The 12827-nt window shown below is 36.8% G+C and carries 12 protein-coding genes; 7 read left to right on the forward strand and 5 right to left on the reverse strand.

Annotated elements, in window-relative coordinates:
• Positions 1-82: 82 nt before the first annotated feature.
• The 3 genes from K5G00_RS15085 (at position 83) to K5G00_RS15095 (ending at position 3345) form a co-directional block, all read left to right on the forward strand.
• Entirely contained in the window at positions 83-634 is a 552-nt protein-coding gene (locus tag K5G00_RS15085; protein WP_238767012.1) for a peroxiredoxin family protein, read from the forward strand.
• 421 nt (positions 635-1055) lie between these two features.
• Positions 1056-1652, forward strand: coding sequence for a hypothetical protein (locus tag K5G00_RS15090; protein ID WP_238767013.1), 597 nt, complete (start codon positions 1056-1058; stop codon positions 1650-1652).
• A 145-nt stretch (positions 1653-1797) separates the two neighbouring features.
• On the forward strand, positions 1798-3345 hold the full coding sequence (locus K5G00_RS15095) for a P-loop NTPase fold protein (protein ID WP_238767014.1): 1548 nt from the start codon (positions 1798-1800) through the stop codon (positions 3343-3345).
• Positions 3346-3379: 34 nt separating this feature from the next.
• Here the strand turns inward: K5G00_RS15095 and K5G00_RS15100 are convergent, their stop codons facing one another.
• The 4 genes from K5G00_RS15100 to K5G00_RS15115 all read right to left on the reverse strand — a co-directional run bounded on the left by K5G00_RS15100 (position 3380) and on the right by K5G00_RS15115 (position 8032).
• Positions 3380-3625, reverse strand: a complete 246-nt coding sequence (locus K5G00_RS15100) for a type II toxin-antitoxin system RelE family toxin (protein ID WP_238767015.1) — start codon at positions 3623-3625, stop codon at positions 3380-3382.
• Positions 3615-3803 carry a hypothetical protein gene (locus tag K5G00_RS15105; protein ID WP_238767016.1) on the reverse strand — a complete coding sequence of 63 codons (189 nt, stop codon included), beginning with the start codon at positions 3801-3803 and terminating at the stop codon, positions 3615-3617. The genes K5G00_RS15100 and K5G00_RS15105 overlap by 11 nt, the downstream gene beginning before the upstream one ends.
• A gap of 200 nt (positions 3804-4003) precedes the next feature.
• Positions 4004-6157 carry a methylmalonyl-CoA mutase gene (scpA, locus tag K5G00_RS15110; RefSeq protein ID WP_238767017.1) on the reverse strand — a complete coding sequence of 718 codons (2154 nt, stop codon included), beginning with the start codon at positions 6155-6157 and terminating at the stop codon, positions 4004-4006.
• A 12-nt stretch (positions 6158-6169) separates the two neighbouring features.
• On the reverse strand, positions 6170-8032 hold the full coding sequence (locus K5G00_RS15115) for a methylmalonyl-CoA mutase family protein (RefSeq protein ID WP_238767018.1): 1863 nt from the start codon (positions 8030-8032) through the stop codon (positions 6170-6172).
• Positions 8033-8438: 406 nt separating this feature from the next.
• Between K5G00_RS15115 and K5G00_RS15120 the strand changes: the two genes are divergently transcribed.
• Positions 8439-9392: a fasciclin domain-containing protein gene (locus K5G00_RS15120; RefSeq protein ID WP_238767019.1), complete on the forward strand. Its 954-nt coding sequence runs from the start codon at positions 8439-8441 to the stop codon at positions 9390-9392.
• Positions 9393-9436: 44 nt separating this feature from the next.
• Positions 9437-9937: a fasciclin domain-containing protein gene (locus tag K5G00_RS15125; protein WP_238767020.1), complete on the forward strand. Its 501-nt coding sequence runs from the start codon at positions 9437-9439 to the stop codon at positions 9935-9937.
• A gap of 56 nt (positions 9938-9993) precedes the next feature.
• Here the strand turns inward: K5G00_RS15125 and K5G00_RS15130 are convergent, their stop codons facing one another.
• Positions 9994-10446 (reverse strand): hypothetical protein, encoded by a 453-nt coding sequence (locus tag K5G00_RS15130; protein WP_238767021.1) that lies wholly within the window; start codon positions 10444-10446, stop codon positions 9994-9996.
• Between the two features lie 223 nt (positions 10447-10669).
• Here K5G00_RS15130 and K5G00_RS15135 point away from each other — a divergent pair, with 223 nt between their 5' ends.
• Both K5G00_RS15135 and K5G00_RS15140 read left to right on the forward strand, forming a co-directional pair.
• Positions 10670-11170: a monovalent cation/H(+) antiporter subunit G gene (locus K5G00_RS15135; protein WP_238767022.1), complete on the forward strand. Its 501-nt coding sequence runs from the start codon at positions 10670-10672 to the stop codon at positions 11168-11170.
• Between the two features lie 96 nt (positions 11171-11266).
• A complete protein-coding gene (locus tag K5G00_RS15140) occupies positions 11267-12715 on the forward strand; it encodes a hypothetical protein (RefSeq protein WP_238767023.1) in 1449 nt (482 codons plus the stop codon).
• Positions 12716-12827: the final 112 nt, after the last annotated feature.

A 12827-nucleotide genomic window follows, 5' to 3' on the forward strand; every position in this document is an offset into this window, starting at 1 on the left:
TTTTAACAAAATGTTTGGCTAGACCCTAAAACTTTCTGTAGTTAAAAGTGTTGTACTTTCTGAACTATTCATTTTTACAGCGATGAAAAAAATATTCCTATTCATATTGCTCCTTATTTCAATTAACATTTTAGCGCAACACCAGGCAACAGTTAAAGTTGGAGACCAAGCTATCGATTTCTCATTGCAAACCATTGACAATAATAAAATTCACTTAAAGAATTTACATAAGGAAGGTCCGGTGGTTTTAGTGGTTTTGAGAGGCTGGCCGGGATATCAATGTCCTATTTGCACCCGGCAGGTTGGAGCACTGGTCGAAGATGACTTTAAATTTCGGGATTTGGGTGCAACCGTTTTGATGATTTATCCGGGGCCGTCTGAACAATTGCAGGAACATGCTAAAGAATTTTCTGAAGAGTTCCAATTCCCTCAAAATTTCATATTTACACTCGATCCTGATTATTCAGTAATAAACAAATATGGTTTACGTTGGAACGCGCCAAAAGAAACCGCGTATCCCTCTACTTTTGTAATAAATAAAAGCGGCAAAATTATTTTTGCAAAAGTAAGCGAATCACACGGAGGAAGAGCAGAAAATAAAGAAATCTTTGCTGCGCTGGAACAACTCAACTAATCCTTATTTTTGATTACTTCACTGTATAGTTTAAGTTGAAATAATATCTATCCAAAGAAGCACTTTTGGGAATAAAACCCGTTAGATCCTAAAATGCTGTTTCATCCGGAATCAACTCCATTAAAAAATAATCATTTCATTTCCCATGATTATTGGTCGTCACCATTTTAAGATATTTGTCATTTTTCATACACCAACTAAAGAATATAGAAAAAAAATTGCACATTTTGAGTACATTTTGAGCACTTCAAAAACAACATCCCTGAGTATTAACAACTCATTAACACCTTTTCAAAGCATTGACCATCAATATATTAATCAGCTTTAAGATTTTTTAGTCTTTTATTTATTAAACCAATTAAACGGGCAGAAGTCTTAATGTATGTGAAACAAAATTAGAAAACAATTAAAAAAAAGAGTCATGAGAAATGTAAAAACAAGTTTGGTTTTTTTAGCACTGGTTCTTGTTTCCGGTGCGGTTTTAGCGACAGGAAACCTAAAAGTAAACATTGTTCCCGGAGAAAGTGAAAAAGCGGTGGTTAATGTTACAAATGCTTCCCAAAGCCAGTTTCAAATTGAAGTGAAAGATAAGAATGGAGACATTGTATTTTACAAAGAAACCAATTCTCCTTCGACCAGTTACAAAAAAGTGTATGATTTCTCAATGTTGGAAGATGGACATTACACTTTTACGGTAAAGCTCGACAAGGAAAGGGAAACCAATATTTTAGATGTTAGTAACGGAAAAGTAAAAGTAATGAGCGAAAGAAAAGATATTGAACCTTTCTTCTCGTTCAAAGATGATGAGTTTAAAGTGTCATACCTGAATTTCTCAAAAGAAAATGTAAAGTTTTACTTGTATGATAATAACTCAAAGCAACTGGTGCTGGAAAAAGATTTAAAATCGGACTTTGCCATTAATTATGGTCTTGATTTTTCCAAAATCAAAAGAGGAAATTACGATGCAATTATATCAGATGAGAAAAATTTATATGAATATAAAATCGCAATAGATTAAGTATAGTTTAGTTAGGGAAAGATGTAAGGCGAATCCGGTTTTAGGGTTCGCTTTTTTTGTTTTTTAAACGTTTATAAACCCGTTAAAAACAAATGCTCTAATCAAAAAGGAACGTGCATAAAGTTTTGTAATTTTAAAAGAAAAAATGCAAGACAAAACGTTAACTATCCCGATTGACAAAATCAAAGACGATTTTCAAACTTTTCTGGCACCTGAACACAACCGAAGAATTATCTTTTCCGGGCCTTTTGGGATTGGGAAGACCTATTTTTTGAATGAGTTTTTTAATGGCAATAATAAGTACTATCCAATATTTCTTCGACCAATAAACTACTCATTGCTTACAAATGAGGATATTTTTAAATTAATAAAATATGACATTCTCATCCAACTAATTCAAGATAAAAACTTTAGCATCGAAGAAGAATTTGATTTCTCTAAAACTGACTATCTGAAACACTTCCTTAGCGAAAATAGATTTTTGATTTTAAGGAATTTATTGAAAGCCATTCCAAAAATCAGGAATGTAGTTTCCGTAGCAGACGAACTAGAAAAACTATTTTCAAAATATCAAGAAGGAATTTCGGAAATAAATAATAATCCAGAACTGGAACTATTGAAAGAATTTCAAGGCGAATCAGAAAACTATTTTTTGTTGGAATACGACGAGGTTTCAGATTATATTTCTTCAAAATTGGATGAACTGGCGGAACCGGAAAAAGAAGGAGAGAGCAAACTAAAAAAGGTTCTTATTATTGATGATCTTGATCGCTTAGATCCGGAACATATTTTTCGTTTATTCAATATTTTTAGCGCTCATTTCGATCAGGTTCATTATTATGAAAACTCAGATAAGAATGACAACAAATTTGGCTTCGACAAAATAATCTTTGTTTGCGACATCGAAAATATCCGAAAAATATTTGCACACAAATATGGAAGCGAAGTTGACTTCAGTGGATACATTGACAAGTTCTATTCGACGGAAATATTCTTTTTAAAACATAAGAATACTTTTGACCGCTCAATTAAGCCCCTGTTCGAAAATAAGTATTCATTTTTCTGGGATAGAAATAATGAAATCAATATTGATAGTTTATTAAAACTCACCCTCGAATTATTATATATTGGAAATAATCTAAGTACAAGAGAAGTAGATAGATTGATTCAATATATTCCAAGATTTGTATCGGAAAATAATGTTATAAACTACGTTCCAATTTTTTTGACAAAGTTGGGAGCCAAAGAAAACTCTATTCTAAAGTCATATAAACTATTGATAGTAATTAAAATATTAGAAAATGTATTAGGAGGAAGTACAGAAGAATTATACAATCGATTTAAAAAAGCTTATTTAAATTACACAGTAAACTATCAAAGTCATTTATTTTATCAATATAATCAGGTTATACCAGATATTTTACTATTCCTAACTACAGAAGATCACAAATTCTCCCTTGAATTATTAGAAGATGGAAAACCTCCTCAAAGAAGTTACAAAACCATTGAGGGGAAAGAAATTTTCTACTCTTTATACGGTGGATATTATAATCAACATTATGACGAAGGAGAAATGTGGTTTAAAATAAAAATAAAAGAGAATGGAGAACTAAAAACTACGAATGGAGAGTTTTTTAAAATGTTGGTTGATGCTATATCTGTAATTATTTCTTCTGGAATATTGGAAAGATAAGAAAATAAAAAGCTAGCTCTATGTCTGCTTAAACCTACCTATAACTTTCTTTTCGATGAAGTACACGACCAATTTCAATACAATCATCAACCACATCAAATAAAACCCGATAGTCGCCAATACGCAAACGATAAGCCGGTTCAAAATTTGTGAGTTTTTTAACGTTTGTAACTTCAGGAAAATCTTTGAGGGTAAGAATTTTAGAATGAATCTTTTTCTTGTGTTCCGGGTTAATCCGTTTTAAATCTTTTATAGCAGATTTACGGATTCTAATCTTCATTTTCAAGATATTCTTCAAAGGAAACAGATTCCTCGTCACGCGTCTTTTTCAGCAACTTCAAATCATTTAAATCTTCCTTTGATATAATTTCCAGTCCCTCATCTTTTAACGATTTCAGCATACGAATAACCTTATTTGCAAGCTTGTCGTTATTAATATTTACTGTAATTGATTTCATTTCAAACGAATTATTATTCAGGACAAAGGTATAAAATATTATCCCGGAAAGAAAAAAGCCGATCCCTTCCGGAACCGGCTTTTATATCTTCTTTGCAGGATGGGCAAATTAAAATTCGCCAAATGTGGCTAAAAACCGCATCATCCTATTTGTTCTTTTTAATTCTCCCTCTCCTTTGGAGAGGGCTGGGGAGAGGCTCCCTATTCTTTATACGCTTCAATTAAAACCTCAAGGATTTTTTTACCGGCAGCGGCAACGCTTGTTCCCGGGCCAAAAATGGCAACTGCACCGGCATCGTACAAGAATTGGTAATCCTGGTGAGGAATAACTCCACCCACAATAACCATAATATCGTCACGTCCCAGTTTTTTTAGCTCTTCAATAATGGCCGGAACCAATGTTTTATGACCTGCAGCCAAAGAAGAAACACCCACAACATGCACGTCGTTTTCAACGGCTTGTTTTGCCGCTTCTTCCGGAGTTTGGAACAGTGGCCCCATATCCACATCGAAACCAAGGTCGGCATAACCGGTAGCAACTACTTTTGCACCACGGTCGTGACCGTCCTGCCCCATTTTGGCAACCATAATCCTTGGCTGGCGACCTTCCATTTCCGCGAATTTTTTCGCAAGTCCCTGAGCTTCTTTGAACTCGTCTTTTCCTTCAATTTCTGATTTATACACGCCTTCAATAGTTCTGATTACTGCTTTGTATCTACCAACAATTTTCTCGCAAGCATCTGAAATTTCGCCCAACGAAGCACGTTTTTTTGCTGCATCAATAGCCAATTCCAATAAATTTCCTTTTTTGGTTTCCACGGCTTTGGTAATGGCCGCCAACGAAGCTTGAACTTCTGCTTCATTTCGTTCGGCACGCAGTTTCTTCAAACGTTCTATCTGCGACAAACGAACCGCAGTATTGTCAATGTCCAGAATGTCAATCGGGTCTTCTTTTTCCAAACGGTATTTGTTCAAACCAACAATCGTTTGTGTCCCACTATCGATTCTTCCCTGTGCACGCGCAGCAGCTTCTTCAATACGCATTTTTGGAACACCGGTTTCAATCGCTTTCGCCATACCTCCCAGTTTTTCAACTTCCTGAATCAAATCCCAGGCTTTGTGCGCCAGTTCGTTAGTCAGTGATTCCACATAATAAGAACCTGCCCATGGATCGAGTGAACGACAAATTTCAGTTTCCTGTTGAATATATAATTGTGTATTACGTGCAATACGTGCCGAAAAATCAGTAGGAAGTGCAATCGCCTCATCCAGTGCATTAGTATGCAAACTTTGCGTGTGCCCCAATGCTGCAGCCATTGCTTCAATTGCAGTACGACCAACATTATTAAAAGGATCCTGCTCTGTTAACGACCACCCCGATGTTTGCGAGTGTGTACGCAATGCCATCGATTTTGGATTTTTCGGATTGAATTGTTTTACAATTTTTGCCCACAACATCCGAGCTGCACGCATTTTTGCAATTTCCATAAAATGGTTCATACCAATTGCCCAGAAAAACGATAAACGTGGCGCAAATGCATCTACATCCAAACCGGCTTTAATACCTGTACGGATATAATCCAATCCGTCGGCCAGCGTGTAAGCCATTTCAATATCGGCGGTAGCTCCTGCTTCCTGCATGTGATAACCTGAAATGGAAATGGAGTTGAACTTCGGCATGTGTTGTGAAGTAAACTCAAAAATATCGGCAATAATTTTCATGGAGAATTCCGGTGGGTAAATGTAAGTGTTACGCACCATAAATTCTTTCAAAATATCATTCTGAATGGTTCCAGACAACTGTTCCAAAGTAGCGCCTTGTTCCAAACCGGTAACAATATAGAAAGCCATAATTGGAAGTACAGCTCCGTTCATGGTCATCGATACCGACATTTTATCCAGCGGAATTTCGTCGAACAGGATTTTCATATCCAAGATAGAATCGATAGCCACACCCGCTTTACCTACGTCGCCAATTACCCGCTGGTGATCGGAGTCGTAGCCACGGTGTGTAGCAAGGTCGAACGCAACCGACAAACCTTTCTGACCGGCAGCCAGGTTACGACGGTAAAATGCATTTGATTCTTCAGCAGTAGAAAAACCTGCATACTGACGAATCGTCCAGGGACGCATTGCGTACATCGCAGAATAAGGTCCGCGAAGGAAAGGAGACAAACCTGCCGCATAATTCAGGTGTTCCATTCCTTCCAAATCTTCTTTGGTATAAACCGGTTTTACCGGAATTTGCTCCGGTGTTAGCCAGTCTTTTTTGATATTGTTTTTCGCCATCCAGTCAGCGGTATCTGCTTTTGCTGAACCGGCTTTTATATTTATATTTTTAAAATCTGGTTTCATTTTTCCTGCTTTTTAGATTCCCAATTTAGTTTGATATGCCTTCAAGTCTTCCAGAATATTACTTTTCACGTGAATGAAATTCGTAATTCCCTTTTCCTGAAGTTCTGCCATACAAGCCGGAGCACCAGCAACAACCAGAATTCCGTTATCCATTTTTTCAGCAGCTTCGGGAGCAAGTTCTGCGTATTCGTCATCAGAACTACAGATAACAATGATGTCGGCATTTTTTGCTTTTGCAGCAGCAAGACCTTCTTCAATTGTTTTGAATCCGTTATTGTCGATAACTTCGAACCCGGCAACAGCAAAAAAGTTACAGCTAAACTGGGCACGCGCTTTACGGAAAGCAAGGTTTCCAATAGTAAGCATAAATGCAACCGGACGTTTGTTTTTCTCAGCGTAAGCATCTGTTTTCCGTCTCAGCAATTCAAAAACCTGAGCTCCACGGTATGGTTTCAATGTTTCAACTTCTGCACCTTCAACCGTATAATCAGCTGGAGTAAAAACAGCATCAGCCAATTCTTTTTCCATTTTTTCAGAGAAATTCGGGAATTGGTTGGTTCCCAAAATATTTTCGCGACGTAAAGCAATTTTCTGGTCGCGTTTGGAAGCCATTTCCTTAATTTCTTTCTGAATAAATCCTTCTTTTAAAGCAGCAACAAAACCACCTTTTTCCTGAATTTCAAGGAATAATTTCCAGGTCTGTTCTGCCAACGAATCAGTTAACGATTCGATATAGTAGGAACCTGCACCCGGATCTGAAATTTTATCGAAGTGAGATTCTTCTTTCAACAGTAACTGTTGGTTACGGGCAATACGTTCTGAAAATTCCGTTGAATCTTCGTAAATCGCATTGAACGGTAAAACAGTAATTGAATGTGCTCCACCCAAAACAGCCGACATCGCTTCTGTTTGTGTACGAAGCATGTTTACGTAAGGATCGTAAACTGTTTTGTTATAACTGTTGGTTTCACTGTGTGCAACCAGTTTGGCAGCGCAGCTACATTTCGATTCGTAAGCTTTCACTATTTTAGACCACAACAGGCGGGCTGCCCGAAGTTTGGAAATTTCCATAAAATAGTTGTTGCTGATACCAAAATTAAATTTGATGTTTTTGGCAACTTCGTCGATACTCAAACCAAGTTCAGTTAACTGAGTTAAGTACTCTGCCCCCTGAGCCAATGAAAAAGCCAGTTCCTGAACGATAGACGAACCACTGTTGGCAAACCATTTTCCGTTTACACCAATTACTCTGAATTTTGGAAGAACTGATGTTTTTTCAACAACAGCTTTCAAATTTTCAAAGGCTTTGTCACCCATTTTACCTTGTAAAACAAGTGCAGCAAGCGGGTCGATTGAAGACGAAGCAACAACTTTTGCATTGTCCCATTGGCCTTCCGAAACATATTCAGCAAAAACCTCTGCACAATTGCAATTGTCGCATCCGCAAACAAAGTTCACTTCAGCAGCTTCCAGACAAATGTCTTTTAACAAAACTGCCAAATCAGCTTTTGTCATCTCCTTACAACAATCGAAATAAAATCCGAGTGAGGTAATTCCTTTTCCTAAAACGGTAAGTGCCTTTTTATTTGCTACTTTGAGGTCTTTGACAAAAATGTCCTGACGAACGAACCAGTCGTTATTATTTTTATTGTTACCACGGACAAATGGAAATTCGCCTGGTAACGTCTCTAAATAGTTTAAACTTTCAAGGTTTTCCTGGCGATAATACGGGCGGACGTTAAATCCCTCGTAAGTTCTCCAAACCAGCGCCCTTTCATAGTCTTTGCCTTTTAAATCGGCATTGATTTTTGCCTCCCATTCTTCAGTAGTAACAGGTGGAAAATCGGTGAAAAGTTTTAGTTCTTTTTCTCCCATGTTGAAAATTGTTTAATAAAATCGAGGTGCAAAATTAGTGGATTAAAAACATTCGGCACCGGAAAAGTGCTTGTTTTTAATTGAATACCGATAAATTTTACATTAGGAAAAGATATAATCTACAGAACTGATTTTTGTCATAATAAAACCTGGTATCCAAACATCTTTTTTTCTATTCCCAAAATAGTATCAATACAATTGTTATTTATATTAACATTTATTAACTATTATCATAAATAAATCATTATCAATAATTTAAAATCTTAAAAATTGAATAATGTTTAAATATATACAATTAATACTAAACATTTTTTGTTTAAAGTTGTATTATTAAACGTAAAACAAAATGAAACATTTAGCAAGTGTACAGAAACAGAAAATGAAGAAACAATTAAAATTTCAAACAATGAAAACAACTAAAAACATGAAGACAATGAAATTAGGCTCAGGATTTTTACCATTGATCGTATCAATGGGATTACTCATTTTTACTGCATGTGAAAATGATAACGACGAACCAGTACCTCAACCCGATGAAAAAAACATTGTTGAGGTTGCACAAGAGGCCGGACAGTTTGAGACTCTGATTGAAGCTGCTCAAAAAGCAGGACTGGCTGATTTTCTCAGCACAGAAAGTAATTTAACGGTATTTGCACCAAGCGATGATGCATTTTCAGCTCTCTTAAGTGAATTGGGTTTATCCAGCTTAGATGACATTGACGCTGCATCTCTCGCTAATATTTTAAGATACCACGTAGTTGCCGGACAAGTCTATTCTGCTGATTTATCTACAGGTGCTGTTCCCAGTTTAAACACAGAATCTCCTGATGGAGAAGCAGTTTCTCTCTGGCTAAACACGGGAGATAATGTAACGATTAATAATGCTGTGGTGACTGCGGTTGATGTTCAGGCATCAAATGGCGTAATTCACTTAATTGATAAGGTAATGCTCCCTCCAACAGTTGTCGATATCGCAACTTACGCAAACGATTTTAGTTCGCTGGTTGCAGCAGTGGTGAAAGCAGATCTCGTTGAGACGCTAAACTCTGTTGGCCCATTTACTGTATTTGCACCAACAAATGCTGCTTTCTCAGATCTTTTTAGCGCACTCGGGATTTCGGGATTAGATGAAGTTCCGGTTGAAACGCTATCTTCTATTCTTACCTATCACGTTGTGGGCGACAACGTTCTTTCAACAGAACTATCAAATGGAATGGTGACAACTGTTTCAGGCGAATCGTTTGACGTTTCACTTGGCTCAGAAGTTTTATTAAATGGAGAAGCTAAAGTGATTGTTACCGATATTCAGGGAACGAATGGAATAGTGCATGTAATCGACCAAGTGTTACTGCCCGAATAGAATAAAAAGAGTTTTTACAGTTAACATTTATAAATTCAGAAATCATGAAAAAATCGTTTCAAAAACTATCATCAATAGTACTTATCATGGTACTTAGCTTTGGAATAAGTGTGAATTCCTTTGCAGCAAAAGATTCCGGCTCATCAACCGTAGTAGAAATTGCAGTGTCAAATCCCGACTTTTCAATTCTGGCAGATGCAGTAAAAAAGGCAAATTTAGTTGATGCATTAAGTGCAGATGGCCCTTTTACCATATTTGCGCCTACCAACGAAGCATTTAAAAGCCTGTTCGTCAAATTGGAGGTTAGTGGAATTGATGATTTAACTGCGGAGCAACTAACGCCAATTTTAACCTACCATGTAGTTTCGGGAAAAGTTATGTCAGGCGACTTATCGAATACAAGTGTAACTACATTAAATGGCAAAAAAATCAAAATCGATTTAACTGAAGGAGTTAAAATTAACGATAGTAAAGTTGTGGCAGCAGATGTTGAAGGGAAGAATGGAGTAATCCATGTAATAGACAGGGTTTTGCTGCCCAACTAAAACATTAAAATACGCCATGAAAATGCCGGCCACAATAAGGTCGGCATTTTTCTTGTTTACGATTTCTTCCCAAAAGAATACCTGATTCCCCACATATATCTGAGATTAACATACTCCTCAAAATAAACCTCCGGTGAAAGCTCAAACAAAAATGAAAAACGTTTAAACGACTGAATAGGGAAAACTTCTAAAGCCACAGGAACACTGAGCCATGCATCTCCTTCATACGGATCAATACCCAACCCTATCCCGGCATGAAACTGGTGAAAATCTCCGGCTTTAAAATGATAAAAACAATCCAACTCCAGATCAACATGTTTGAGCATTCCACGGTTGGGAAAAGTCTTTATTTCCGCACTGATTTTTTCATGTATCGGAGCAGATACTCCTAAAACATAGGTTGAATAACTGGTTACTTTTACCTGAGAAAATAACGATATCGAAAATGATAAAAACAATAGAGTAAAAAATACTTTGCCGACATTCAAAAATAATTTTCCTGATTTCATTTGTATTGAGAGCTTTTTATTTAAGATTCTAAAGTTAGAAATATAACTTCAATCCCCGGAAACAACATATATATTACAAAACATCTCCGCCTGAATCAATAATATGAAAAGCCGATAACGAAAGTTTACAAAAATTAACATTTTGGGTGTTTTTTGGATACGATTTGAGTTTACAGCCACAAATTATTTTCCTAAATTGCATCTCCTTAAAGAAAAAGTTGAGATGGACAAGTTGCAGTGGACAAAAGAAATTTTTGGTTCGAAACTGGAATTAAAAAGAGGGAACGAACAGATCGGGAAAATTCAGTGGGAGAATATGTTGAGCTCAAAAGCACAAGCCTTGATAAACGGAAAACTTTTTACACTAAACCGTGAATTTTTCCTGTCGAAACTAGAAATTTACGATGCCAACGATCAGTCGTTACTGGCTACGGTTATGGTTAATTTGTTTAACCCGAAAAGTGACGTTGTAATTAACGGAAAACGTTTCGAATTGGAAATAAACAACTTTTGGCAATCGCAGTGGTCGTGGAAATTTAACGGAGAAGAAATCATCAAATACAGTTCAAACGAATTTATCACAAAAGACAAAGGCGAAGTTGAAATTAATTCTCCTATGAATGAGGAAGTTGATATCCTTATCCTTCTCGGCTTATTTGTACGGAACCAGTTTGTGCTTTTTATGCTTTTGATTTTATTGATTGTATTTTTTGTCATCATATAGAAACAGACGAATCCGGGTACAATTTTCTCACATATTTTTATACTGTTTCCCCATACAATTTAGTTGAATTGTTTCGTTTGATTTGAAAAGCAGATCATGAAAAAAATTATACACTTCATCTTTCTAATCTTTTCAGGCGTTCTTATTTTTTCCTGTAATGAAGAGGCAATCACTACAAACCCAAATGTAAAACTGGAGTTTTCCACTGATACAGTTTCATTTGACACTGTTTTTACAACAATAGGTTCAACCACCAAATCTTTCAGAGTAAAAAACCCTGAAAACAATTCGGTAAACATTTCAAACGTCAGGCTTGCCGGAGGCGACAATTCCCCCTTCCGGCTGAATATCAACGGAGTGCAAACCAACAACGGTGATAATTTTACTATTTACGGAAAGGACAGCATGTATATCTTTGTAGAAGTAACAGTTGACCCTACCGGGCAGGATTTGCCGATGGTTGTGCACGATTCCATCGTATTTAGTTTAAACGGCAACACACAGGATGTTGATTTAATTGCTTTTGGACAAGACTTTCATCTTTTTGATGGTGAAACAATCAAATCGCAGCATTGGGCAAATGACAAACCTTATTTAATTTACAATTCGGTTCTTGTAGATTCGATGGAAACACTTACAATTGATGCCGGGTGCCGAATACATTTCCATGAGGGGTCGAGTCTGTTTGTTCAGGGAACTTTGCTCGTAAACGGAACTACTGGTGAACCTGTAAATTTTTTGGGCGACAGGCTCGAAGAAATATACAAAAATATTCCGGGGCAATGGGGCGCTTATACTACGCTTAGCAGCGGAAGTATTTATGTTTTTGGCGGGTTACATTTTCTTGCCGGAAGTACAAACAATCATATTAATCATGCAAACATCAAAAATGCAGAAAAAGGTATACAGGTCGACACGCTGGGTGCTTCAGATAATCCTGTGTTGACTTTACAAAACTCAGTAATCGAAAACATGACACTAAACTGTCTGGATGCGCGAACAACTTTTGTAAAAGCTTCAAACTGTATTTTTGCCAACAGCGGTTCATATACTGTTGCACTTCGATTTGGCGGCCATTATGAATTTAACCACAACACAATAGCAAACTACTACACCGGTAGTACCCGAACGGTTCCGGCACTCTTTTTAAACAATTACTATAAAATTGACGAACAAACTTTTGGTTTTGATCTGAATGCAGAGTTTAACAACTGTATTGTTTATGGAAGTGGAAATAACGAAGTTTCATATAGCATGGCAGAGAGTAGCCCGTTTATCGTAAATTTTAATACCTGTTTACTCAACTCTCTTTTTAATACCGTTGAAAACGATATGGTTTTTACAAATTCTCTGTTTAATAAAGACCCTCTGTTTGAAGATCCATACGATTATAACTATGCCATTGATTCATTATCTCCTGCCAGAGATATCGGAAATTCCGACATTGCCAATCTTTTTCCTTTCGACTTAAACGACAACTCTCGTCTTGCCGATGATGGCCCGGATTTGGGTGCGCTGGAGTGGGTCGTAAAGGAAGAGGAATAAAAAAACCGCTCTTGCGTACAAAAGCGGTTTATATATGTTGAGTAAGCGCCTACCCGATTTAACCCGGCAAGGCAACTTACGGAAAAGCACCAACAAGAGTTGATGCTTGTTA

Source organism: Maribellus maritimus, assembly GCF_022267315.1.
Taxonomy (GTDB): Bacteria; Bacteroidota; Bacteroidia; order Bacteroidales; family Prolixibacteraceae; genus Draconibacterium; species Draconibacterium maritimum.